Raw genomic sequence first — 24,815 nt, forward strand, 5'->3', positions numbered from 1 at the left:
TTATTTCTGTAGAGGTATTTGTTTATCAGAAGGGAAATTTACATCATAAAAGAAATAAGTAAATAAACATAATAAAGTAAATGAAAATTGTGTATATTTCATATTTTGCATGTTAAAATCTGATTTAAGGGGTGAAAAAATGCGGAATTGGAACACAGAATATGGGTTAATAACAAAGATAATACAAAGTGAATTTGAAACAGACTTTCTTTATACTAAAGTAATCAACACATTAAATAACGAGTATGAGATAATTCCATTACAGTTTGCTGCTCTAGATCCTTATAAAATCTACAATACCTCACAAGTTAGTAGAATATTGAGACTAAAACCTAATAAATTAAGGTATTTAATTAACAGATACGGTGAATACATCCAATTAATAAAAAAAGGAACTAAATATATTATTTCATTTAAAGCTGTATACAAGATTTATTTAGTACATCTATGTTTAACAAAGAAATTAATTAGTTTATCTGAGTTTAATCGCTTTATGGCTTTACATGTGAGTTATAGTGATTATATTGATATGAAATTGACAAGTTATACTGACAAGTTTGTAGAACTTAATTTCAGAGAAAAAGAAATGAATGAAAATGAATCACAATTTTATGCGTTATTTCTGCAAATCTCAGAAATAACTACGGAATTAATAAAAGAAATAACGAAATATAACATGACATTGACATCCCCTTTCCTTTCTGTAGACAAACAACAGAAAAATGAGTTATTAAAAAAGAAGCAGGATCATAAAAATTTGTTTAATAAACTAAGTGTTTTATATAAAACTATATAGTTAAAAGAGTAATACTTAAGAAGTATTACTCTTTTTTTATAGGGTTATATACACGTTTTATTTATAAGTCTTTCATATAAGACTTATAAATAAAACGTGTAATAATTCATGGTAATATTCTATTGAAATGAAATTAATATAAAAGCATATAAACCTTTAATAATAAGTATTTGTCCATACGTCTTGCATGTAGTTCATATATATAAGACGTATAAATCGAAGGATTATGATAATAGTACGTTATTTTAGGAGTATTATATATTGGAATTATAATTCTAGATAAAAATATACATAAATACTGCACTCATATTTATTGTTTAATAGTTATTGTTAGTTATATGAAACCTGATATTAACATGTTTTATTTACTGCTTATATGAACGACTTTCATGTACGTCTTATATATTTGACGTTGATATATGGGACGTTGTTTCGATTTTACATTTTGTAAATGTTATATAAGTCTTGTATATAACAACTTAATATAAGACTTATATATAATGACTTGATATACGTCTTACAATGATGTAATATGTTTTTAGGAATAATTAACCAACGTTTTAAGGGGGGGACAACTTGAACGAGGTATTAAGTGAAAAATATAAACAAAACAAATTCACTGAAGAAGTTGTGGAAATGTTTGCAGACATTATTGAAGAAGACGAAATACTCTACAATGTATTTCATTACATAGGATCTCAAGTAAACAAACAATACCAAGAGACAAAGTATATGAGAGGAATCTCAATAAATGAAATAGTAGAAAGTGTTGTTATTGATAGGAGAGTAAAGAAACCTAAGGGTAAATCCTATTCATTAGAACTTGAAAGAACTAACATTTCAAGAAGATCGGCAGAAGGTAGTGTTGCTACTTTAGCTTCAATGTCATTAATAACAGAAAAAATTATGCATCCGTATAAGTTTTTAATTTCAACTATTAGGGGACAACAAGTATTAGTTGAATTAGGAAAACGTAAAAAAAGTAATGAGAATAAGGGAGAGATAAAATAATGGCAAAAAAATTTCTGAAAAACGAAGTAGCTGTGAAAATGACTATGGTTGGTTTTGGTCAAGCTGGAACTAGAATGGTAGATAAGTTTGCTGAGTATAAGCATACAGACGGTACAGCAGTTTATAATTGCCTAGCATTGAATAGTAATGATGGGGATTTAGCTGAACTGAAAAATGTGCCGAAAAGTAACCAAGTTTCACTAAAATTAGGTGGTTTAGGTAAGAATCCTGAGCGTGCTGTAAAGGTTTTAGAATCTAATGAAGAAGCTAAAGATAAATTAAAAGAATTTATAACGGAACGTGTTAGACCAACTGATGAATTAGTACTATTTTTTGCAGGTTTAGGCGGTGGTACAGGTACATCTACAATTATTCAAGCAATTGAAGAATTCTCCGCTTTTCATAATAAACCTGTAATTGCTGAAGAACTTAAAAGTATGGCAATGAAAATTCCTAGAGAAGAATTAATAAAAAATCAACAAAAGTATGCAAGAATTGCTTTCAATAATGCTATTGAGCGTAAAGATTTCATTAAAATGGGTATTGTAGTTACACTTCCAGTTAGAGCTGATGGGCCTGATGTACTAAGACAGGTGAATAAATTTTCACAAGAAATTTGGAAGTTAGCTAATGATCCAGCGAAAGGCGTTGCATTTGTTGTATTTGCAGATAACCAACACTTCTATGATGAGTTTAAGGGATTAAACGAAAATGAGAAAAAAGGCATTGGAAACTCACGAGACTATGCAAACCAACGCATTGGAGATATTATTCATGAGTTAAATACAGCTGCAAATGGTTCAGGAACATCAGTAATTCTAGATTCTCAGGACTTTAAACGAATTTTACTAGAAAGAACAGGCTGTTTAGTAATTAATAAGGTTTCACGTAATATGAATCAAATTGAAAACAGTGAAGAAATTGTAGATATGTTCTCAGAATCATTGAAAGGAAGCTCATTCCATCACCCTATTGACCTGATGAAGACAAATGAAAATGGAGATTTAGAGGCATCGAAGGTACATCATTTTGGTATGTTAGCAATTTTAGATGAACAGAAGAACATTGATGATTCATTTATGGATGATGCAAAAGTAGAAGTGACAAATAAACTACCAATCAATGGAACTGTTTTTAATGGTTATTTAGTGAGTAAAAATGACTTTATGGGCAGCGTGTATACTTTCTATAAGACAGATGCACTACCATCACGTTTATCTAAAGGATTAGTTGAAGAATATAACGAATTTAAGGAAAAACAGAGTCAAATTCAATATACAAAGTCACAAATTAATACTATTGAAGCGCAAGACTCGGACGATGACTTCAATATTAACTTTGGTGATTACTTTGAATTAGAACCAGTTAAAGATGAAGAACCACAAACGCAAAATGATGAAGAATTAGCTGCATTTATGGATCCCGATAAGATGTTCGGAACAAAATAAAAAATAAGCCTGGAATTTTCCAGGCTTATTTTTCTGTTTTCATTACATTTTTCATGTATTCAATCATGTTCTCATCAATATAGTTTTCTATGAAAAGTTGTTTTCTCGCAAGATCTTCCTCTTTTTTAAACCAACCAACTTTTTTTATACGAGTTTCTTCCGGCTGTGTATTCCACTCGTTTTCAGCTTGTTTTCTTAACTCTGTACGCGCTCTATGTTGAATAATTATATTATCTAGTCTTTCTTGTCTTTGGCGCTCTTTTAACTTTTCAGGGTCTTCTGGTTCAGGTAGCACTGTACGTATAGCCTCTTCAAACTTTCCTTGATACTCTAATTCAATGTTTTGTAAATGCATTTGAATCTTTTGTTCTACTATTTTTTCAATAGTCGCTGCAGCTTCCTGCATGTTTAATTGGGTTGAGACTTCACTGGTTTGATTTTCTGGAGAAACTGGTCTTAGTTCAAATTGATGTGGTAAAAGCTCAATAATTGCATCTAGCGACCACTTTTCATCCCTCTTTAGCTTGATAAATAAAGCTATGTCTAAATCCAGTGTATTATATAGCTTTTCATTTGTATTATTGGTTCTTAATGTTCCGTGTAACTCCTTTTCCTCTAGGATATTGAACCAATTGTATACAGTGTTATGATGTCGGCCTACTAGTTTTGAAAACTCTGTTATTCGCCAAGCTTTTTCAAAAGTATCTTCATGACTAGAGTTTGTATTGTTGGACTCCATATGTTCATTTGTATTTTTGTTATCTTGTTCAATCATCGTTATACCTCCTTGAAATATAATGGCTATAGCAAAATGTAATTAACATATAAAGTGAGATTAACATGTTAAGTGTCTTTCGACGATATAAACCCCAATACCTTTATCGATTGACATTCACATGAAATGTGTCATTGATATATAAAGTATCACTTGTTAACATGAAGTTGATAAAACAGGCTTTTGAATTAACTATTGTTAATGTCCTATTAATAATCCGTTAGTTATTAATGATTATTGTTGTTATGAAATTAACAAATTAGTCTACAATATACTAATGATAAGAAAATATTAGTGATTTGTAAATAAATTATGAGGATATAACATTAAACTTAAAGACTTAAAAGCTAAAAAGTATGTATAAATCTAATGAGAAAAGCCCATACTAATAGTAAATAAAGGCCTATATTTATTATAATTTATGATACCCGATAGTAGAAAACCAAGAACTGTATAGCTAATTGGTTTCAGTAGGTCTTTAGAATGTACGTAAAGGCTATTATAGGTTATTGAAGTACGTTTATGTGGTTTAATATAAACCTACTTTTTTAAGGGGTATCACCCATTACAAGTGATCTCTATATAATCAAAATTGATTTATACAATTGCTATTTTTAAATCAAAAGTAATAAAAAGCGATTCATTATTTTTTATTACTATTAAAATGTTTTCAAGAATGATATCTTTCGCAGTTTATGCAGTGAATTTTACTATAGAAAAAAGTTCTTTAATAGATGTGGAATCTAAAACTCTATCTGTATGTATATTCTCAACTTTAGAATCAACAATTGTTAATGTTATGTCAATATTAATTGACGATAGTTGATATGAAACTACCATTAATTAATAACTAGCCCTATTAACATGTTAATCTCAGGTTATATATCAATGATAAATAAAGAGAAAACTGTTAATTTCCGTGTGTTATTAATAAGAAACGATCAATTGTAGGAATCTCTTGTTAATGTCTATCCACAATTATAGTTCTTTTAGGGTGTTTTCCTTTTTGTTTTTCAATAGAAATCTGTTGTAGTAGATAAAATTTTTAACTAATGTGGATTTTAAAATACCGAAAGCTGCTTCTATGTGCATTTCTACTATTTAATTGTCAATGTCATATTAAATAGTAGAAATGCCAATTTTTGATATAACATTAATAATTAAATAGCATGTCTCTTTACGTTTTGCTTTTAGACTATATGTCATTGCGATTAAATTTTAACTATGTTTTGATAGTGTGAAAACATCTTTTAGGATAGATCATCACTAAATTTGCTTCGAGTAAACCTCCACAGAAGAAAATTTTCACCGATATAGATTTTGAAATCTCGAAATCCATAAACGCTTTCGCTTTTTGACACCTTATTGTTAATGTCTTATCAACATCAATTATAATAATATCGACAACAAAAGAAAATGAGTACTTAACATGTTAACCTCAAGTTACATATCAATGATAAATGAAAAAAAACTGTTATTTTTTTGATGTCACTAATAAGAAACCATCAATTGTATGGATTTCTTGTTAACTTCTAACCACAATTATAGTTCTTTTAAAGTGTTTTTGGTTTTTCGATAGAAATCTGTTGTGGTAGATAAATTTATAACTAATACAAATCTCGAAGACCTAAGATCTGTATTTATGCGTATTTTAACTACTCAATTGTTAATGTCATATTAATGTTAAACGCAAATTGTTGATATGAGATTAACAATATAAACAGTATTCCTTTCTATGTGTTGTTTTTAGACTATATGTCAATGATAAATAAAGGGTAAAATGCTGTCATCATTTATTATCCCGATTAAATTTTCAACTATGTTTTAATGGTGTCGAGACATTTTCTAGGATAGATCGTCACTAGATTCACTTCAAGAAAAATGCCGCAGAAGAAAAAATTCAACTGATATAGATTTTGAAATCTTGAAATCTATAAACGATTCTTCTTTTTTGAAACCTTATTGTCAATGTTATGTCAATCTTATTCAAAATGATATTGATAACAAAAGAAAATAATCAATTAACATGTTAATCTCAGTTAACATGTTAATAACAAATAAGAGATTGAAAACCAGTTATCTTTTCATCGGTATCAACATGAGATTGATAGTTTCATGGTGTTTCTTTTTTAGGTCGTACTAGCATTGAGACATTTCCAAAGGTAGTTTATTAATTAACTTATTACCGTACTACAATCAGTTGGAATGGACTAATGTTCAACTAATATAGATCTTAAAGTTTAGATAGGTACAAACGTTTTTGATAAGTAGCTGCTTGTTAATGTTATGTTAATATTAACCGGTGGATATTAGTGATGAAGTTAGTGCGCTTCTTTTGACATGTTAATCTCAGCTGATATGTCAATGTCAAATGCAGATGAGATGTGTTGATTTTCTGTTGGTATCAACATGAGATTAATAATTATATTACTGTTTTATCATTTTAGCCAAGAAGACTCCTTCCTCAAGGAGCGTGAAGGGTCACAGCCCAGTGAGTAGGTGGGAGATGAATTGGCTTCGAACAAGAGATGGCAGGAAGCCATCTTAATTGTTCGACTTACTGAAAGTTTTACTCCACTACCTATCGAATATACGTTTGGTATATAATGGTCATATACCGAAATGGAGGTGAATCAAATGATAATTAATAAAGCCTATAAGTTTCGTATCTATCCAAATCAAGCACAAGCAATTCTAATTAACAAAACGATAGGTTGTTCTCGCTTTGTATTCAATCATTTCCTATACCTATGGGATCGCGCATACAAAGAGACTAGAAAAGGTTTAACATATGGTACATGCTCTGCCAAACTTCCTGCCATGAAGAAAGAGTTTGTTTGGCTCAAAGAAGTGGATAGTATTGCGATTCAGTCGTCTGTTCGCAACCTTGCGGATGCATATACACGATTTTTTAAAAAACAAAATAGTGCCCCGCGTTTCAAATCCAAGAAGAATAACATACAATCTTATACCACAAAACAAACAAATGAAAATATTGCCGTTGTAGGGAACAAAATAAAGTTGCCCAAACTAGGCCTTGTTCGATTTGCCAAAAGTCGTGAAGTAGAGGGACGTATTGTAAATGCGACTGTTAGACGAAACCCTTCTGGTAGATATTTTGTGTCACTATTAGTTGAAACAAAAGTACAAGAACTTCCGAAAACACATTCTTACATTGGGATAGATGTAGGACTAAAAGATTTCGCCATTTTGTCAGATGGAACACCCTATGAAAATCCGAAGTTTTTCCGATCATTAGAAGATAAGTTGGCGAAAGCACAGCGTGTTCTTTCTAGAAGAATGAAAGGATCTTCTCGCTGGAATAAACAACGAGTAAAAGTAGCTAGAATTCATGAATACATATCAAATGCTAGAAAAGATTACTTAGACAAAATCTCAACTGAAATCATCAAAAGCCACGATGTTATCGGTATAGAGGATTTGCAAGTATCGAATATGTTAAAGAATCATAAGTTAGCAAAAGCAATTAGTGAAGTATCTTGGTCACAGTTTCGAACCATGTTGGAATATAAAGCAAAATGGTATGGCAAACAAGTCATTGTCGTATCGAAAATATTTGCTTCCAGCCAATTATGTTCTTGTTGTGGATATCAAAATAAAGACGTTAAAAATCTAAACCTACGTAAATGGGACTGTCCTTCTTGTCGTACGCACCATGATAGGGATATTAACGCAAGTATCAATATAAAGAATGAAGCAATAAGACTTCTAACCGCAAGGACTGCGGGGTTAGCCTAATCAATTAGATTTCGATAGAGCTCTTTACTTAGGAATCCCTCACTTCTAAACGAAGTGAAAGTGGGGGTAGTTCAAAGTCCTTATTCTAAAGTGTCTTTGAGTAGGATTAATTAATTTTGAACAAAATATAATCTTATGATGATTATTTACAATAAATGAATTATGGTCAACAATGATGCGCTTAATAGCGCAATTAATTGGTTAGTAGAGAGTATACTGTACCAAAAAAAGTTAGCAGAAAAACATTAGTGGACGGTTAATAAGGAGGATCCTTATAGCTTAGTAAATATAGATTGCTAAAATAGTATCTAATTCCGAAGAAGTTCTCGCTTCAAAAGGTCCAAAAGGGGTTAAGCAGTAAGATGCCCATGTATAATTATAGTGTGGAGTTTAATAATATTATAAGATTATTTGATTAAATAAAGAATATTATAATTAACCTCTAGATTAAATAAAGAATTTTTAGTATATTCTTATTATAACTTATTAATTTTTTTATTTTCTAATGATTACATAAAGCCCTTCGGGTTACGGATTAAATTACACATTTGTGTGGCATTTAACCTCCGTATTCCAAAGGGCTTTTTTATTTGATCAAGGGAAAAGGAGATATGTGATGTCAATTGAAAAGTTAGCAGCAAGTAGAATATTAAGGCCAGTGAGAAGCATGAATAAGGGGAGTAATGAGAGGTGGTTTGAATATTATAGAACAACGTGCCCTATATGTGGCAAGCAAGGATGGTGCATGGTTAATGATTCTGAAACTAAAATAATATGTGGACGAATTTCATCTGAAACAGTATTCGGGGAAGCAGGCTATTTACATATAATAGCTGAAGATCAAAAAAGGGGATATGACTTTTCTCAAAATCAGATGATTAAGGAACATAGGAAGAAAAATGATTACAACCTTGATATTATTTACACTTTATTCCTAGAATTTTTAGACGTGCGAGATGAACATATTAAAATGTTAATGGGATCAAAACGTAGGATTACAAGAGAAGTAATAAATGTTAGAAATTACAAAAGTTTTCCTATTAAACCTTGGGATACTACGAAAGAGCTAATAAAAAAAGTAGGGGGGAAAAAAAGCTATATTGTTGGAATTCCAGGATTTTATGCAAAAGAAACAAAGGATGGAAGATATTTTACGTTTGCAGGAAGGAGAGATTCTTTATTAATACCACAGAGAAATATATATAATCAGATATGCGGTTTTCAATGTAGAATTGATAATCCTGAATATATGACAGTTGTAAAAAATCATAAACCAAGCTTTAATGCAGAAGTTATTGAGCAACCCAATGTTATAGAGGTGACCTATAAAATCAATGGGAAGATAGAGTCTATATTTAAAGGTAAAATCGATGCTAAAGAATGGTATGAAATTAATTATGAAGGTGAAAAATTAGGTGAAGTACAATTAAAGTTAGAAAGTAAATATATTTGGATCAGCTCAGGTGGGAAATTCCATGGAACAGGAGCTGGGAACCCATTGCCAATACATGTAGCAGTACCTAGTCGAGAGTTGAAAAGTTTGGAACGTGGAGAACTAATAAAAAAGGATAATGTATGGATTTCAGAAGGGAGTCTAAAGTCTGATATTTCTGCTGAAAACTTAGAGGAGCTTCTAACAAATGAGGAAAAAGTAATGTATGGTACCACAGTTGTATCAATACCTGGGGTTAAAGTATGGAGAATATTAATTGAACCATTAAAAAGAATGGGAGTTAAACAGGCGACGTTCGCTTTAGATATGGATATGATTACAAATTCAGATGTTCAGCGGTCGTTATTAGAATGTGCGCAAGCGCTTTATCAAGAAGGGATAAGTATTAATTATGCAAGTTGGGATATTAATCTTGGAAAGGGTCTAGATGATTTACTGTTAAACGATTATATTCCAGCAATAGAGAAAGTGAGATAAACGCTATTTTAATTGAAATAAATTAAGAGATATATTAATAAGGGGTAGAAATGATTAAGTACTTTTCTATACCATAACTAGAATGAGTGGGTTTTATAAAATCGAAGGATGTATTGTATAGAAGAATACAATACATCCATTGTTTTATACGTGTTTTTGATAGTCATCAGGGTTTAAATTGTATATATAAACCTCGATGATTATCAAGATTTATATAAATATAATTAGTTTAATCATAAGGAAATGATGGATATTTTAATATCCCAGTAATTTTTTAAATTTTTAGAATAATTTATTTTACATTTTGTTATAATCCTATATCATATACATACAGGAGAAATTTGGAAGAGTTTTGAAGGCGAAGTTTCGTATCTATGTAATACCGATAGTAGTTTTTAATTACTAAATAATACTATTCATGTATACGAGGTGAAACAAATGGGGAGACGAGTAAGCGAGAAGAAAACAAAAGAGCAGTTTTTATATGAAAGAAGAAGACAATTAGAAATAATGGAAGGTATTAGTAGCATCTGCAAAGGATGCGATATTTATATAGAATTGAGAAAAACGAAAGCACATAAAGAAGTTGCCAATACATGCGCAAGGAACTGTAAGTTGATTAGTAACGTACAAAAGGAGACAAAAATGTTTTTAGAAACAATTCGTTAAAAATGAGAAGGGAGGAATAGGTATGAACGAATCATATAGCAGCTTGAATCGCGATGAGTCATTAAATAAAACTATAACACAAGGTTCTACTGCAAGAAGTATTAAGCCAATGGAAAATCTAGAAGAGAACACTTTTGAAATTAAGGAAATTGGGAATTTTAAGGTACTATCAAAACAAGAAAGTTTAAAATTATTTCAGCGGTACAAACATGGTGAAAAGGATCTACGTGATTATTTGTTTCATGTGAATGTAGGACTAGTATTATCTATTGCAAGAAAGTACAAAAACAAGCACCCTGATATAGAGTTTGATGATCTGATTCAAGAGGGTAATGAAGGAATGTTACGGGCAATGGAAGACTTTAATCCGGCTTTAGGTTATTGCTTTTCCACGTACGCTTTTTGGTGGATACAAAAAAGTATGTTAGGAATTATATATAAAAAAAAGTCTGGACCTTTTAAAATCCCTAATTATGTGAATCAATTTAATTTAAGATATGTCGAGTTAGAAGATAAATATCTACAAATGTACAACAGAACCCCTTCAGTGGAAGAAGTAGCAAAAGAGTTAAATGTAACTAGCGAAACAGTCATTAAGCACAACGTATATTATAAGCGAGCTACTACTATGACTTTGGATGTAGATACAATAAATGAAGATATAGGTATACTAAATCCATTCTATGATGATAGTTCAGCAATTCCGTCAACAAATGAAATGGTAATTGAGGACTTAAATTACGAGATATGGTTAATATTTAATGAAGTATTAAACCCAAAGCAAAAGATGGTACTAAATCTATGTTTTGGTCTTCTAGATGGTAAAGTGTATTTGCATAAAGAAATTGCAAAAGCACTTATGATAACAACGGAAAGAGTGTCACAAATAAAGGATGAAGCAATTAAAAAATTGAAGAAATGTGACTATAAAGATGAAATTTTTAATCTACTACATGAAAAGTTGAAAGTAATGGATGAACTTAATATGGCGTAAAAATATATATTTGTATTTATCGTAATATACAGTATAAAGAGCGTATTGTATCTTTTTCTATCTAAAAGTTGGAAACAAATTGATGTATAAAGGGTATAACATGTACTTCGAACTACTCACCACTTAACGTCCTTACGGACTGTTTGAAGTGGGAGGTTCATGCGAACACCGATGTATCCACCGGTTATCTTAGCATGCTCTGCCCGTAGTCCTACGGTGAAAACATAAGTATCTTGTACGTTGACTCACCACGCTTCCTACTTTAGCTTGGTTTTCGCTACTTCGGCAAACGTGGGGTGCAAGAACGTTGAAGATATAAGGTTGGTTGCAACATTTTTTCGCAACCAACCTTATATCTTCAGTTTTCAAAGAGCAATCTGTACAAGTATATGGTAGTAAACATGTTGGCTTATGCCAAGCGACATTCATCTCCCGCCTAAAATTGGTGTTTCATACTTTCACATTTTAAGGAAGGAGTTTTCTGTTGGAAAACGATAAACTCAATAGATGATAAATAAAAAAAAGGATAAATGGGTGCTACCTATTTATCCTTTTTTTATTTATCATGCTTAAAAAAATAATATTATCTCTAATTTTCCTTAGTTTTTCTGTAGAAATATCTCATGATTAATTATGAAGGATAAATAATTTAATTACTCTCATTAATGAGGTACTGATAGAAAGGAGGCCATTGTTGTTATATGCAAAATAATAGAAAAAGAAACGTAATTAAGGAAAGGATTAGACAAGAAAAAGAACGACGAGAACGATTGTTAGCTGAGGAAGAAGAACAATATGGGGATACCCATGAGAATCAAGTAAGTGAGAAATTCCAACAAGAGCATTCAGATCAAACGTTGAAACAAAGTGAAAATAGAGAAAAAAGTGTAGTTTTAAATACACCTAAAAATGAAGCTTCAAATAGTAATCCGGCTCTTGATTGGATTACAACAATTCAAAAACAGTCAAGCACTTCTGAAAGCGATTTTAATATAGAACAACCAGAAGCACGTAGAGAAGCAGAGGAAGAAGCAAGAGAACGTGAAGAAGCAAGGAAACGTAAAGAAGCGGAAGCGCGTAGAAAGGCGGAAGAAGCACGTAGAGAAGCGGAGGAAGAAGCAAGAGAACGTAAAGAAGGGGAAGCGCGTAGAAAAGCAGAGGAAGAAGCGAGGAAACGTGAAGAAGCGGAAGCACGTAGAAAAGCAGAGGAAGAAGCGAGGAAACGTAAAGAAGGGGAAGCGCGTAGAAAGGCGGAAGAAGAAGCAAGAGAACGTAAAGAAGGGGAAGCACGTAGAAAGGCAGAGGAAGAAGCGAGGAAACGTGAAGAAGCGGAAGCACGTAGAAAAGCAGAGGAAGAAGCAAGGGAACAGGTAAAAGAACGACGGAAAGAAGAAGAGAAAAAACTTGAAGAAGTAAGAAAAAGAAGGTTAGAGGAAGAAAAGAAAATAGAAGAAGCTCAAAAGAGACAAAAAATAGTTGTGGCTAAAAGGGAACCAGAAAGGGATGAAATTAATTTAAATAAGGAAAGAAATCTACCAAATGAAACTAAATTTGAACAAGAAGAGAAAGTAGTAATCAATAAAAAAGGAATCTTAAATAATATGAAAAAATATAAGTACGCTATTATAGGAGTCGCATTAATTGTTTTATTAGTAGTAGCAGGTTTTGCATTTAGCAATATGAAAAATTCACAGGCTGCATCTGCAAATAATATAAATAGTTTAGAAGTTAATGCAAATTTAATAAATGGATTAAGGTTATCTGCAGTTCAAAAATATCAAGATGCTGCCTTGGAATTTGATAAAGTCGATTATAAAAAGTTAGGAAAAGAAGATAAAAAGGCAGTTTTATTTACGTATCTATTAAGTGGTAAAGGACAAAAGGCAATTGACTTAGAACAAGATTTTGCAGAATCAGTAGTTTCATATTATATAGCTGTAGATAATTTGAAAAAAGTAAAAGAATTAAAAACAAAAAATCCACTAATTAATTTCGAAATTGCAGCATTAGATAACAAACATGAAGAAGTTATCAAATTAAGAGATCAAGTGCCACTAGATGGGAGAAGAGAAGGAATTATTGTTAATAGTTATTTGAAATTAAATAAATCTGAGGAAGCTAAAAAGTTTGCTCAAAAGGTTGGAAATAAAGATTTACTCGAAAAAATTAATAATTCTACACCTAATAGTTCTGCTACTTCTGTAGCAACTATAAGTGCAGATTAGGTAATAGGGAGGAATTGATTGTGCCTTTAGATTATTCGAAAATTTTAAAGAAAGTGTTACTTACGACTACTGTAACTACCTTAAGTGTTGGGTTAGTTACAGGCTGCTCACTGTTTTCTTCTGAAAAAAAGAGCACTAAAACAGCATCAGTATCTAAAAAGAAAAAAGATAGTGAAAAAGAAAAGAAAAAAGATGATAGTAAGAAAGAACCGAATGAAAATCTAAATACTAATGATTTTGATGAAATCATTGATAATGCAAAACGTAGCTCTGATCAAAATTTAGCCGGTATCATTGAAAATAACAAAACCAAAAAGAAATTTGATGACTTAACAGATTCAATTGCAACCGCAGCTATAAACTCAGATCGAAACTTAGCATCAGTTATTGACGGTGATAAATCAAATAATCGTTTTTCTGATTTAAATACTTCAATAGCATCAGCAACAAACAATCCCTCTGTCTCGGATAATAAGGATTGTAAGAACTTTGTATTTGGTGGCGATCTAAATATTAATGATGGTGTGGCTATTGCAGATAACTCAATACCTCCAATTAATAATGATAAAAAGCCACCAACTTCTGGTGACACAAGTGGCGGGGAAGTGAAAACGCCAACAGGTGGTGAAGGTAATAATGGAGGCGGTATAAAACCACCAACAGGCGGAGATGGTAACGATGGTGGAGGTGGCGCAAAACCACCAACGGGCGGAGATGGTAATGATGGTGGTACAACAAAACCAGAAAAGGATACAGTGGCACCAGTAATTACAGCAAAGCAAGGCGTAACTGTACATATAGGAGATAGTTTAAACGCAGGTGATTTAGTAGAAGTAAAAGATAATAAAGATCCAAACCCAGTAGTAACAGTGAGAGGGTACGATACAAGTAAGGTAGGGGAAATTCAAGTAACAGTAACGGCAACAGATGCATCAGGAAATAGCTCAAGTACAACAGTAACCGTTAAAGTAGTAGAAAAAGAAGAGGAAAAGGATACAGAAGCACCAGTAATTACAGCGAAACAAGATGTAACTGTACATGTAGGAGATAGCTTAAATGCAGGAGATTTGGTAGATGTAAGAGATAATAAAGATCCAAACCCAGTAGTAACAGTAGGAACGTACGATACAAGTAAGGCAGGGGAAATTCAAGTAACAGTAACGGCAACAGATGCATCAGGAAATAGCTCAAGTACAACAGTAACTGTTAAAGTAGTAGAAAAAGAAGAGGAAAAAGATACAGAAGCACCAGTAATTACAGCAAAACAAGATGTAACTGTACATGTAGGAGATAGATTAAACGCAGGAGATTTAGTAGAAGTAAAAGATAATAAAGATCCAAACCCAGTAGTAACAGTGGGAGGGTACGATACAAGTAAGGTAGGGGAAATTCAAGTAACAGTAACGGCAACAGATGCATCAGGAAATAGCTCAAGTACAACAGTAACCGTTAAAGTAGTAGAAAAAGAAGAGGAGAAAGATACAGAGGCACCAGTAATTACAGTAAAACAAGATGTAACCGTACATGTAGGAGATAAATTAAGTCCAGAAAGTTTAGTGAGTGTAAAAGACAATAGAGATTCAAATCCAGTAGTAACAGTGGGAGCATATGATACAAGTAGACCAGGTACTTTATCAGTTCAAGTAACGGCAACAGATAATGCGGGTAACAGCTCAACTGCAACGGTAACAGTAAAAGTAGTAGAAAAGGAAGAAGAGAAGGATACGGAAGCACCAGTAATAACAGCGAAACAAGGTGTAACCGTACATGTGGGAGATAAATTGAGTCCTGGAAGTTTAGTGAGTGTAAAAGATAATAAAGATTCAAATCCAGTAGTAACAGTAGGAGCATATGATACAAGTAAGCCAGGTGCAATATCAGTTCAAGTAACGGCAACCGATAAGGCAGGAAACAGCTCAACTGCAACAGTAAATGTGGTAGTTCTTGAGAAAGAAAAGCCAGAGGAGAAACCAGAACAAAAGCTAGAACAGAAAACAGCAGAAACAAAATCTAAAGAGCAGGGGAAAAGATGGAGATAATTTCAAAGTTTTACCTATCGCTATTTTCAAGACAACAATTCCATCAATTTTTCAATGAACAAGAAAATATTATTTATATAGACACAGGTAATGATGCAGTGGATTTAATAAAAGGAAATCCAAGTGAGGAAATAATTAAACAACAAGAAGAGAGCGGTTATACAGGGCAAACAGTAACAGGGTTAAGAGTGAAAGGTGAAACAATTTTAGCACCTGTTGCTAAATTGTATCCAGATGTTTTAACAGATGAGGATACAATTGCACCTAGCGATATTTCTTGTGATCGAGTAGTAGAATCACAGCCGCAAAGACGTATTACAAATCAATATTCTGCTTTGGCAGTTAATAATATGTTAAATTTTATTATCAATCAATATTTAATTGTAAATCATTATATAGTATTTCATGCGAAAAAAGGATATAGTAGGGCATTTCCTGTAACTGAGGAACAAAGGCAGCTGTTTAATCTAAAAAATAAGAGTGGTAAAGAATAATTGTTTGAAATATGTAATTGGATTTTGAATCTTAATAAAAGGGGAATGAAAAATGAATAAATGTACATTTTGCGGAAGAGAATCAGATTTTCATGATACTAAAATTGTAGGCGGTTATTAAATATTAACATGTTGCACAGATTGTGAAGAAGAAATACCTCAAGATCAAAAGGATTTTTAGAAGGAATTTAATTTCGAGAGAGATAACTCAAATGTAGAAGTGAATGGACCACCTGGTTCATTCACTTCTACATTTGTGTACCCATATACTACTTAGAGTTAGTGTTTCTAATTGAGCTTATAGATGTTGCTAACTAGGTTAATAATATGAAAGGTCTTCTACGGTACTAATTTTATCATTTCAATCTTTCCTCAATTTTAAGTACTGGGAAGTAATCACCAACCTCATTTGTTTCCTTTTCGTTACGAGTCATACTAATACTTCCTATGTTAGCATATGTAACAGTTAGTGTTTGCCAACCTTCATGTTTTAGTAATTCATCTGCTAATTGACTGTAACTATTAACTGCCATATCCTTAGCTGGAAATAGATTGTTAGATGCTAATACAATATTTGCTTTTATTTCCCCATTTTCAACAGTTAGGTTATTTAATTTGTCATTTTCTCCAATAGAATAATACTCAATTATTTCTTTTACTTTATCAACTTTAAGTTGCTGTGGTGATTGTTCTACCGCTGATTCCGTGTCCTCAGTGGATAATTCCGGTTCGGCTTTTTGTTCTATCGGCTGTGTTTGAGTATCTTTAGTAGCTAAGTCTACATCATGATTAGACGGCTGCGTTTGGGTAGTTTCAGTTTCTACTTCTGTATCTTCATCTTGAGGTATTTGTCCAATACTTTTTTCTGTGGTACCTTCTTTATTTCCGTATTGTATATCCACAATATTCCCAGCTGCAATAACATACATATTTGTCGCTTTATTGAACTGATTAATACCAACTTTCCACTCGGTACCTTCTGTATCAGACATTCCTGTTAATAGTTTTGATGTAGACAATTCATATTCTTCCATTGCTTTTATTAGGTTCTTGTGTTGAGTTTCATACTTTTTGTCAGGAACCAAGTCTTTAAATTCTTTAGTTACGTTTCTAAATTCCATAACCGCTTCTTTATACTCTTCTTGTGACGAAGATAGCGAATGGTCTCTCTCTTGTATTTCAGTCATTTTATTGGATGCCTTCCTCATAGCTCCAGTTCCTTTTAAAAACCCCTTTTCATAATTTGTCTCATCTTCCATGTTTCCGCAACCTCCAACAAATAGCATAAGTGGAAGTAAAAAATATACGAGCCTAAGCCTTAACCTTAACATGTTGTAAACACCTTACTTTCTAATTTTTGTTTTTAATCGTTATATATTAAACCACTACACTCTTTTTAGGGCTTCTAAAATTAAAGTGTAGTAAACTCAGATTTTAAAATGTATGTATGTGATACAAACCTTAATATAACACTTTAATAATATTATGTTTAAATAATATTGTAATTGTAACATCTAAAGTGAAAGCAGGACTATAAAAATTAAAGAAATCATTTCTTGTTTGGAAATACAATTTAATAAAAAACACACCATAAACCAACAATATACAATATAATTTAGACTTTTGTATTATTTCTAGTTTAAGAATTGGATATTATTGGTTATAGATATGGTATAATAAGTATATAATCTTTTTTCTTTTTCCTTTCTGTAATTAAAGCAACCTATCGGGTTGAAGAGTACGCATTTTTAATGTGTTATGTCTTCTCCTTTTAGGTTGCTTTTTTATTTTGCTTAAAAAAGGAGTGATAATTCGAATCATTTATTGAGACTTTCAGAAACAATACATCCTGTTACCTTAAATGCTTATCGATGGAAAATAACTAAAGGGAAACTAATTAACAAAAGATTAATTAGAATTGAAAATATCGATTTAAGAATTGATACAGAACTCGAAGGTGTCAGAGTAGGTGATACGGTTTATATTCATATAGGTGATGTTATCTCGTAAATCACAGCCGCTGAATGGGATCAGTATCAAAAAGAACAACATGTAATTGAAGATAGTTACAATAAGATGGTAACTAGTAACATTCGTAATAGATCTATATTTTAATAAAAACGATAAAAAGAGGAGTGTATATTGATGAATATGTCTATTTATAATCGCGAAAATAAAGAATGGAAAGAGAGAAAAGAAACAAAAAACAACAGTTTTAAAGAAGTACTGAAGACATTGCAAATTCTTGAAAAAATTTAAGAGGGAATACCTGTATTGCACCGTCAGAAATAGATTTGGGAATTTATCCAGAGTTGATAAAGATGGAAAATATAATACGAAATAAGTTAATAGGATATCAAGAAGACTTTTATTTCTTTGATAAATATTATTATTTCTTATTTAAGCGAAAGGTATTGTGGTTAGTACGAGAGACAGGAACGAGAATAATAAATTTATGCAATTATGAAAACGTTGAAGAAAAACAGGTAGTATTTGAAATACTGGAATTCTATATTTATCAAAATTGTTGTGTAATCTATAGCATAATCGATGGGAGATTGAAAAAATTAAATAACAATCAGGCTTTAGAATTATTAGAAAGTGTAAAGATATCAAAGAATTTGATTTGTTAACTTGAGAAAGTTAAATAATAAAAAATTTTCTGAATTTAAAGATAAAAAAATTTCAATGTGATATAATTTAGTTGCATTTTTTTCTTTTTCTTTTTTATATCACTAATTACTTATAACCTTTCGGGTTAATGAAATTACACAAAAAGGAACTTTATGTTACTTTATTTCATTGTGTAAACAATTCATTTTCCTGGAAGGTTATTTGTTTTTGCCTGAAAGGGGTGATGCTATGTCATAGCAACTAATTATTAAATAGGAACTGCTGCTGCAATGTCAAAAGTTTTTTCGAAAAGGGGTGTATATTATGTTGGTTACAGTAATTGTTTCAGTTGTGGCTGGTATGGTCTCAGGATTGGCTAGTCATTACATCACAAACAAAAAGTTTTTGTTGCCTCGTAAGAGCAAGCTTGCATTTCACCCGGGTTTCTTGGGAGAGATGTTTGTAGGAAGTATTGCTTCACTCGTTGGTGTTGCAATGTTTAACCCTGAAACAATGATGGATATTCTTAAAGTGAGTATTCTTGCTGGGATTTCAGGGCAAGCTTTCCTGCTGCACAATCGCTTGGCAACGGAACAAGTAAAAACCGACGAGATTCAGTCGATTTCAAAGAAATTGAACGAACTCGAAAAAAAGAATAAGGAATAATAGAGGAGTAATCTGGTATAAATAGAAATAGAGAGATGAGGAGATTTGGTTATGTAACGGCCAAATAAAGTGAGTTGAGTTGAGGTGAGCCCGATGTCTCGAAAGGAAGTTTTTGATTATCTAGATGATCAAGAAAAGGAAGATTTAGCAGAATGGACAGAAGAGCTTAAGAATGCTCAATCTACGAAAGCAGTTAAACTTTATTCAGATAAGATAAAGGAACTGCTAGGAAAGATTGAACAGCGAATGATTAGTTCAGGAGAGGAAGCAGCGACGGTTAGCTTCTAATTGAATAGCAAGATAAAAAGAGGCTGGTGGAGAATTAATTCATCAACCTCTTTTTATCTTATAAATATAAAAACATCTTCTCTTTATAAAACGAAAGGTTAAATAAGTGAGATTGCTGATGAATTTTCATTATTAATATCTATAGCAGGTTGTCCAAAGGGGTAAAAGGCAATGCGTATACCTTCATTTTGAAAGAATATTATAAATGTCTTTGATTCTGTTTTATTGTGTTGTTATCATATAAAAAAGAAGACATCTTAATCGATGTCTTCTTTTCCTTGTACAATTGGTGTTAAGAAGGTATTTTATTACTTAAAAACCATAACAAAATATAACAATCATCGAGTAAGCTTATTATAGCTTCAATAAATAGGGTTTTTATATGTAATATTACATATATATAGATTTATTTATGTTTTATCTATATAGTTTAATTGTCTGTTATTTGTTTTAATTCATTTACTTATATTATTTTTTGAGCGCTCCAGCAATGGAGCCTTTTTTTATGCAATAAAACATTTTCTTTACATTATTTAGTCGATCTATATTAGCTTTTCCTTCTTAAAAGATACTTATATGTTACCAAACTATTGTATAGACGACCAGTCTTTTAATGAGAATTTAGTGAGTTAATAGTATTAAATTTGAAAAAAGTTTTTATAAGGAAAGTAGTGGATGGATTATTTTGTATGTCAATCGATATGCTAAATTGCATATCGAAAAAAGTAGAATTTGTTAACGTTTTCAATATAAGGAATATTCTTATAAATTTCTGTTAATATCAAACTTGTACTTATTATAAAACAAGGGGATGTTTATATGTTTAAAAAAGTTACATTAGGGATATCATCATTAGCGGTGGCAGCGGTAGTTGGGTTAGGAATGGCATCGGAGGCATCAGCAGGACCAGCAGCACCTCTAACTTCTTTAAGTGTAGTAAAAGTGGAATCACAATTGGGTGGAGTTGAATACATTACTCCTAATAGTTTTAGTACAACTAAAGATCATGGAGGAAGTTACTTATATGTTTACACAAAAGAAATAGGATATGGCCAGTTTCCTTTTGCCAAAATGAATGGATTTGATGTAAAAAGTATTGGCTCACAAATAATTGGTGGTAATCCTATTGTAGGTTGGGAATATAAATGGGACGCATCAAAGCATCAAGAAGGGACTTTTGAATATCAAAAGACTTCAATAAATTATCCAAGAGATACGTGGCGGACGTCGTTATATATTAAATAATCAGTTTTATATATTCGTAGCATGAAAATCCCTGCACTTTGTGTAGGGATTTTTCCATAAGGAAAAGACACCCATATAAGAGCGTCTTTTCCGATAGTTTTTTTAGCAGAAGCAAGCAGCTCCAACGATGATTAATAATATAAACAATACAACTAATAAAGCAAATCCTCCAGCAAAGCCACAGTCGCCGCCGCAATTACCACCAAATCCCATAATGGTTCCTCCTTTAAATCGGAGGTTAAAACAAGGGTTCACTCATGTATTTTAACGGATTCAATTTACTGTATGTTTTTAGGCATTAATTGAGCAGGTCCTTTTGAAAATAAAAAAAAGACACCCAAAGGCGCCTTCCTCCGTCTTGGACTATCCTGTATTAATGTCGTACCGATTAATAAATTAAATTATAAAAATAATTTGTTATATTTCCATGTAACCTAGTTGATATAATGTATAAGGAAATTATTGGTTAATTAATGGTTCACATATATTAGGGAGGTACATAAGTCATGGAGTTAATAATTTCTTCATTTGTATTAGTGGTAATATTCTTTATTCTTTCGATATCTTTAAGTGGTAGAGGTCAGCGAATAGCAAAAGAAGTTTTAAAAGAGCTTATTAATGGTCCTGAGGGGAAAATGTTGGTAGGTGCTGCTATGGGACTTGTAATTTCTGTGATAATTTTTGGTTGTTTTTTTATGAATCTATAGATGTTCAATCAAGAAGAAAGTATTAGAGAAAACAAGATACTGAATAATATACATAAGAACCTCATCATTGGATGGTGGTTTTTTTAATACATAAAGAAAAGACACCCTAAGGTGCCTTCCTCCGACATGAACCACTTTAATTTTATATAAATATACACGTATTGCCCCTTTGTTATACGTGTAAACACATCCTATAAAACAGAATCGTCTATATACACCAGATTGTTAGTTCACAAAATATCAAGAGATTTGAGATCAATATGTTACGCCTTTCAAAAGAATCTGCTTTATAGAATATATCCACAATTTATATCTTACTACATGTAATATTTATTTAGTGTAATTTTTACAAATATGTATAATTACATAAAGTTTATGAGAAAAAGAGAGTATACTTTGATATTGTGTAATAAAGATAAGGCCCACCTACGGAAATAGGTGGTTTTTTTGGGGCAATACTATCTCATTGCATAAAAGGGAATTTGTATTAAAATAATAGCATATTCTTAGAGTTCTTATATTGAGAAATAAAGAAAAGACACCCTAAGGTGACGCCAAAGTTTTTAAGCTAATTCTAGAGTATCTCCATGTAGAGTACAGATTAAGTTTGTATAATACATATGTATTATATAGAAAAAACAGATACATGTAGTTAACAACTTACATGAACTATTCAATGTTTATATTTTCTTTTACTTACAAGTAGACCTATTGAGCAATGGGGGGATTTTTAGTGTTAAATATGGTATGTATATGCTTAATTATAGCAGCTCCTATAGCTGGGATATGTATTGGGGTTACATCGATGATTTTTCCACAAATAGAGAAAAGGGTTCCTAAAGATTAGTTATAATTACTCTTGTAGTAGCAATAATCCATCTTAAAACAAGTGGATTGTTTTTGCCCATAAAGAAAAGACACCCAAAGGTGCCTTCCTCCGACTTGAGAATCACATCTATGTATTGAAGAAATTTAGAAAAGGTAAATATTAAAAGGAAAGCTTCTAACTATAATTTATAGATGTTTATTATTCCCCAACGTACTGAAAATCTCCTGATTTATGTAATGCGGCTGTTACTTCATCACCGAAATTATTTAAAGAGAATGTTTGCTCTTCTATTGGATCCATTTCTGTAGCTTCACCTATCTTGCCGTCTTGAAGTTCCCAGAAATAGTTATGTTCTTCTACGATTTTACTAAAATCTCTATTTACCCATCTTTCAGTGATTGCTAATAGCTCTTCTTTGTTCTTAAAATCATTTTGGTTTAGAATGCTTCTTACTTTTTCTGCATTTTTTTTAGACATAGGAGTTGCTCCCCGTCCGTCATTTACTTTTACTTTTTGATGAGTCATGCTATGCATTGCTGAAATAACTTCTTCTTCAGTAGAACTTTTAGTGATGTGAAGTTGTGCATTTGAACCTTCAATTTCTGCTTCATTCGATGGTGGTGCTTCTTTATAATCAGACTCTGCAAAAGCATGCTTCTCACTATCCATTGGTACTTCAGCAAACTGTAACATGCCATAAGTCATACCAGCTGCAAGTACTATTATCCCTATAATAGATCCTAGCCAATACGTTAGCTTCTTGTCCATATTCACTTCCCCTATCTATATTTTAACATTTCATATAAATAATATTATATTAAATTACCTCTTTATGGATATATTATTTTACCATGTTAAGTTATATTGTTCATTAAGAAATACAAGCATAAAAAAGACACCCAAAGGTGCCTTCTTCCGACTTGAACCACGTTCATTTAGTATAAACCTATCCGTATTATCCCCTTGTTATACGTGTAAACACATCCTATAAAACAGAATCGTCTATATACACCAGATTGTTAGTTCACAAAATTCAAGAGATTTGAGATCAATATGTTACGTCTTTCAAAAGAATCTGCTTTATAGAACGTGTCCACGGTTTATATTTTACTACATGTAATATTTATTTAGTGTAATTTTTACAAATATGTATAATTACATAAAGTTTATGAGAAAAAGAGAGTATACTTTGATATTGTGTAATAAAGATAAAGCCCACCTACGGAAATAGGTGGGCTTTTTTATTGGGTATTACTACCTCAGTGCACAAAAGGGAATTTAAGGGGTATTTGTACGTACTGAAATCTTTATTAAAAATATCTTGTACTAATTGGATAGTTTCTTGATCATAAAAACTATCGTATGTTGGGAGGCGTGGGAATAAAGGATCGGTAATATCAGCATCTGCAAAAGCACCTTTAAAAATCGCCCTGCCCTTCTGATGATGCCATGATTTGGTTAGTATGTGTAAAGGAGAAGTTTTTAATTGATATGTTTGTTCTAGACGTACAATTTCGGTAGAGAAATTTTCAAGGTAGATATAATTTGTAACAAATGCTTCCTCACCGGGCACATACTGCGGTGTAAAATGTGGATCTACTTGTTCTAAATCTGTCATTTGTGATTTTAAGTAATAGAGAAAGATTTTAAATGAAATAGGTTTACTACAAATGCTGTTGCCATAATAAAAACCCCGAATGGGCTCCCATGCTGAGTTTTCTATATATGGAGGAGCGATTAATGAGAAGAATGAACTTACAGCTCTTGTATACGGGTTTCTTACTATCTTATAGGTATCTTTTTCTTTTGAATATAAAGCTGCAGCTAATTCAATAAAGTAGTCTGAGGAGTTTTTGTATATTTCATTTTCGTAATTATGGATGAAAGAATTGTATTTTATCGCTTGCTTAAATAAATTAATTTGATAAAAAAACCAATGTGCAAGAGAAGTACAACCACTTTTCTGGCTCCAAAATAAAATTAAAGGGAAGTTAGGATTGGAGTGGGGAACGCGCCTGTACTTAATAATATTTACAAAAGACATAGTTAGCCTCCGTTCAGTTATGTCAATTTTGTTTAGTGTATGAATAAAGAACTTGGCATATGAACAAGAGAAGGGAAGTAGAATAGATAATTGAAAACAAAAAAAAGGGCGTACAGATGAGTAGGCCCTTAGAAAGATAGGTTTTATAAGTATTGAACTGTCATATACTTTATGTTTCTTTTGCGTAATCATGTAATTAAAATTGACTAAAAAGAGCACATGTTTAAATGTGCTCCTTAAAAAGGTGATAGCTCACAAGGCCTAATTTGTAAGCTGAATACTT

General features: G+C 31.6%; 19 protein-coding genes. 14 read left to right on the forward strand and 5 right to left on the reverse strand.

What is annotated here, in order from left to right:
- Nucleotides 1-109: 109 nt before the first annotated feature.
- The 3 genes from MKX31_RS27335 (at nucleotide 110) to MKX31_RS27345 (ending at nucleotide 3,255) form a co-directional block, all read left to right on the forward strand.
- Nucleotides 110-796 carry a hypothetical protein gene (locus tag MKX31_RS27335; RefSeq protein WP_098101870.1) on the forward strand — a complete coding sequence of 229 codons (687 nt, stop codon included), beginning with the start codon at nucleotides 110-112 and terminating at the stop codon, nucleotides 794-796.
- 576 nt (nucleotides 797-1,372) lie between these two features.
- A complete protein-coding gene (locus MKX31_RS27340) occupies nucleotides 1,373-1,807 on the forward strand; it encodes a hypothetical protein (protein ID WP_001006720.1) in 435 nt (144 codons plus the stop codon).
- Entirely contained in the window at nucleotides 1,807-3,255 is a 1,449-nt protein-coding gene (locus tag MKX31_RS27345; RefSeq protein WP_222655484.1) for a cell division protein FtsZ, read from the forward strand. The genes MKX31_RS27340 and MKX31_RS27345 overlap by 1 nt, the downstream gene beginning before the upstream one ends.
- A gap of 25 nt (nucleotides 3,256-3,280) precedes the next feature.
- Here MKX31_RS27345 and MKX31_RS27350 read toward each other — a convergent pair whose 3' ends face one another.
- Complete coding sequence (locus tag MKX31_RS27350) at nucleotides 3,281-4,030, reverse strand: MerR family transcriptional regulator (RefSeq protein WP_340981762.1); 750 nt, start codon at nucleotides 4,028-4,030, stop codon at nucleotides 3,281-3,283.
- A gap of 2,637 nt (nucleotides 4,031-6,667) precedes the next feature.
- Between MKX31_RS27350 and tnpB the strand changes: the two genes are divergently transcribed.
- From tnpB to MKX31_RS27385, 7 genes are all read left to right on the forward strand, one after another.
- Complete coding sequence (tnpB, locus tag MKX31_RS27355) at nucleotides 6,668-7,789, forward strand: IS200/IS605 family element RNA-guided endonuclease TnpB (protein ID WP_340981763.1); 1,122 nt, start codon at nucleotides 6,668-6,670, stop codon at nucleotides 7,787-7,789.
- 616 nt (nucleotides 7,790-8,405) lie between these two features.
- The gene (locus tag MKX31_RS27360) at nucleotides 8,406-9,719 is read left to right on the forward strand and encodes a DNA primase (protein WP_340981764.1); all 1,314 of its coding nucleotides are present in this window, start codon (nucleotides 8,406-8,408) and stop codon (nucleotides 9,717-9,719) included.
- 438 nt (nucleotides 9,720-10,157) lie between these two features.
- Nucleotides 10,158-10,388 carry a hypothetical protein gene (locus tag MKX31_RS27365; RefSeq protein WP_000533697.1) on the forward strand — a complete coding sequence of 77 codons (231 nt, stop codon included), beginning with the start codon at nucleotides 10,158-10,160 and terminating at the stop codon, nucleotides 10,386-10,388.
- A 22-nt stretch (nucleotides 10,389-10,410) separates the two neighbouring features.
- Entirely contained in the window at nucleotides 10,411-11,382 is a 972-nt protein-coding gene (locus MKX31_RS27370; RefSeq protein WP_340981765.1) for a sigma-70 family RNA polymerase sigma factor, read from the forward strand.
- Between the two features lie 701 nt (nucleotides 11,383-12,083).
- Nucleotides 12,084-13,607, forward strand: coding sequence for a hypothetical protein (locus MKX31_RS27375; RefSeq protein ID WP_340981766.1), 1,524 nt, complete (start codon nucleotides 12,084-12,086; stop codon nucleotides 13,605-13,607).
- A 20-nt stretch (nucleotides 13,608-13,627) separates the two neighbouring features.
- Complete coding sequence (locus tag MKX31_RS27380; RefSeq protein ID WP_340981767.1) at nucleotides 13,628-15,646, forward strand: adhesin; 2,019 nt, start codon at nucleotides 13,628-13,630, stop codon at nucleotides 15,644-15,646.
- Nucleotides 15,637-16,140 (forward strand): thiamine biosynthesis protein ThiF, encoded by a 504-nt coding sequence (locus MKX31_RS27385; protein WP_222655491.1) that lies wholly within the window; start codon nucleotides 15,637-15,639, stop codon nucleotides 16,138-16,140. Before MKX31_RS27380 ends, MKX31_RS27385 begins: the two co-directional genes overlap by 10 nt.
- A 356-nt stretch (nucleotides 16,141-16,496) precedes the next feature.
- Here the strand turns inward: MKX31_RS27385 and MKX31_RS27390 are convergent, their stop codons facing one another.
- Complete coding sequence (locus MKX31_RS27390; RefSeq protein ID WP_340981802.1) at nucleotides 16,497-17,426, reverse strand: hypothetical protein; 930 nt, start codon at nucleotides 17,424-17,426, stop codon at nucleotides 16,497-16,499.
- 1,651 nt (nucleotides 17,427-19,077) lie between these two features.
- On the opposite strand from MKX31_RS27390, the gene MKX31_RS27395 reads away from it, so the two are divergent.
- The 3 genes from MKX31_RS27395 (at nucleotide 19,078) to MKX31_RS27405 (ending at nucleotide 20,952) form a co-directional block, all read left to right on the forward strand.
- A complete protein-coding gene (locus MKX31_RS27395; protein ID WP_000961794.1) occupies nucleotides 19,078-19,419 on the forward strand; it encodes a DUF4257 domain-containing protein in 342 nt (113 codons plus the stop codon).
- 93 nt (nucleotides 19,420-19,512) lie between these two features.
- Nucleotides 19,513-19,707: a hypothetical protein gene (locus MKX31_RS27400; protein WP_000087398.1), complete on the forward strand. Its 195-nt coding sequence runs from the start codon at nucleotides 19,513-19,515 to the stop codon at nucleotides 19,705-19,707.
- Nucleotides 19,708-20,526: 819 nt separating this feature from the next.
- A complete protein-coding gene (locus MKX31_RS27405; protein WP_088047624.1) occupies nucleotides 20,527-20,952 on the forward strand; it encodes a DUF4879 domain-containing protein in 426 nt (141 codons plus the stop codon).
- 102 nt (nucleotides 20,953-21,054) lie between these two features.
- Here MKX31_RS27405 and MKX31_RS27410 read toward each other — a convergent pair whose 3' ends face one another.
- Nucleotides 21,055-21,165, reverse strand: coding sequence for a YjcZ family sporulation protein (locus tag MKX31_RS27410; RefSeq protein WP_222655492.1), 111 nt, complete (start codon nucleotides 21,163-21,165; stop codon nucleotides 21,055-21,057).
- Nucleotides 21,166-21,458: 293 nt separating this feature from the next.
- On the opposite strand from MKX31_RS27410, the gene MKX31_RS27415 reads away from it, so the two are divergent.
- Nucleotides 21,459-21,659, forward strand: a complete 201-nt coding sequence (locus MKX31_RS27415) for a hypothetical protein (protein ID WP_222655493.1) — start codon at nucleotides 21,459-21,461, stop codon at nucleotides 21,657-21,659.
- Nucleotides 21,660-22,686: 1,027 nt separating this feature from the next.
- On the opposite strand, the gene MKX31_RS27420 is transcribed toward MKX31_RS27415, so the two are convergent.
- Both MKX31_RS27420 and MKX31_RS27425 read right to left on the reverse strand, forming a co-directional pair.
- Entirely contained in the window at nucleotides 22,687-23,256 is a 570-nt protein-coding gene (locus tag MKX31_RS27420) for a PRK06770 family protein (protein WP_222655494.1), read from the reverse strand.
- 451 nt (nucleotides 23,257-23,707) lie between these two features.
- Complete coding sequence (locus MKX31_RS27425; protein ID WP_340981768.1) at nucleotides 23,708-24,532, reverse strand: sulfotransferase family 2 domain-containing protein; 825 nt, start codon at nucleotides 24,530-24,532, stop codon at nucleotides 23,708-23,710.
- Nucleotides 24,533-24,815: the final 283 nt, after the last annotated feature.

The sequence above is a fragment of the Bacillus sp. FSL M8-0063 genome, assembly GCF_038005545.1.
GTDB lineage: Bacteria > Bacillota > Bacilli > Bacillales > Bacillaceae_G > Bacillus_A > Bacillus_A wiedmannii.

What these genes read in the sequence shown, in the direction of transcription:
- MKX31_RS27345 (WP_222655484.1), top strand. Translation starts at nt 1,807, where the DNA reads ATGGCAAAAAAATTTCTGAAAAACGAAGTAGCTGTGAAAATGACTATG.
- MKX31_RS27400 (WP_000087398.1), top strand. Translation starts at nt 19,513, where the DNA reads ATGTCTCGAAAGGAAGTTTTTGATTATCTAGATGATCAAGAAAAGGAA.
- MKX31_RS27350 (WP_340981762.1), bottom strand. Translation starts at nt 4,030, where the DNA reads ATGATTGAACAAGATAACAAAAATACAAATGAACATATGGAGTCCAAC.
- MKX31_RS27425 (WP_340981768.1), bottom strand. Translation starts at nt 24,532, where the DNA reads ATGTCTTTTGTAAATATTATTAAGTACAGGCGCGTTCCCCACTCCAAT.
- MKX31_RS27360 (WP_340981764.1), top strand. Translation starts at nt 8,406, where the DNA reads ATGTCAATTGAAAAGTTAGCAGCAAGTAGAATATTAAGGCCAGTGAGA.
- tnpB (WP_340981763.1), top strand. Translation starts at nt 6,668, where the DNA reads ATGATAATTAATAAAGCCTATAAGTTTCGTATCTATCCAAATCAAGCA.
- MKX31_RS27370 (WP_340981765.1), top strand. Translation starts at nt 10,411, where the DNA reads ATGAACGAATCATATAGCAGCTTGAATCGCGATGAGTCATTAAATAAA.
- MKX31_RS27405 (WP_088047624.1), top strand. Translation starts at nt 20,527, where the DNA reads ATGTTTAAAAAAGTTACATTAGGGATATCATCATTAGCGGTGGCAGCG.
- MKX31_RS27375 (WP_340981766.1), top strand. Translation starts at nt 12,084, where the DNA reads ATGCAAAATAATAGAAAAAGAAACGTAATTAAGGAAAGGATTAGACAA.
- MKX31_RS27420 (WP_222655494.1), bottom strand. Translation starts at nt 23,256, where the DNA reads ATGGACAAGAAGCTAACGTATTGGCTAGGATCTATTATAGGGATAATA.
- MKX31_RS27415 (WP_222655493.1), top strand. Translation starts at nt 21,459, where the DNA reads ATGGAGTTAATAATTTCTTCATTTGTATTAGTGGTAATATTCTTTATT.
- MKX31_RS27395 (WP_000961794.1), top strand. Translation starts at nt 19,078, where the DNA reads ATGTTGGTTACAGTAATTGTTTCAGTTGTGGCTGGTATGGTCTCAGGA.
- MKX31_RS27385 (WP_222655491.1), top strand. Translation starts at nt 15,637, where the DNA reads ATGGAGATAATTTCAAAGTTTTACCTATCGCTATTTTCAAGACAACAA.
- MKX31_RS27335 (WP_098101870.1), top strand. Translation starts at nt 110, where the DNA reads ATGTTAAAATCTGATTTAAGGGGTGAAAAAATGCGGAATTGGAACACA.
- MKX31_RS27390 (WP_340981802.1), bottom strand. Translation starts at nt 17,426, where the DNA reads ATGCTATTTGTTGGAGGTTGCGGAAACATGGAAGATGAGACAAATTAT.
- MKX31_RS27365 (WP_000533697.1), top strand. Translation starts at nt 10,158, where the DNA reads ATGGGGAGACGAGTAAGCGAGAAGAAAACAAAAGAGCAGTTTTTATAT.
- MKX31_RS27410 (WP_222655492.1), bottom strand. Translation starts at nt 21,165, where the DNA reads ATGGGATTTGGTGGTAATTGCGGCGGCGACTGTGGCTTTGCTGGAGGA.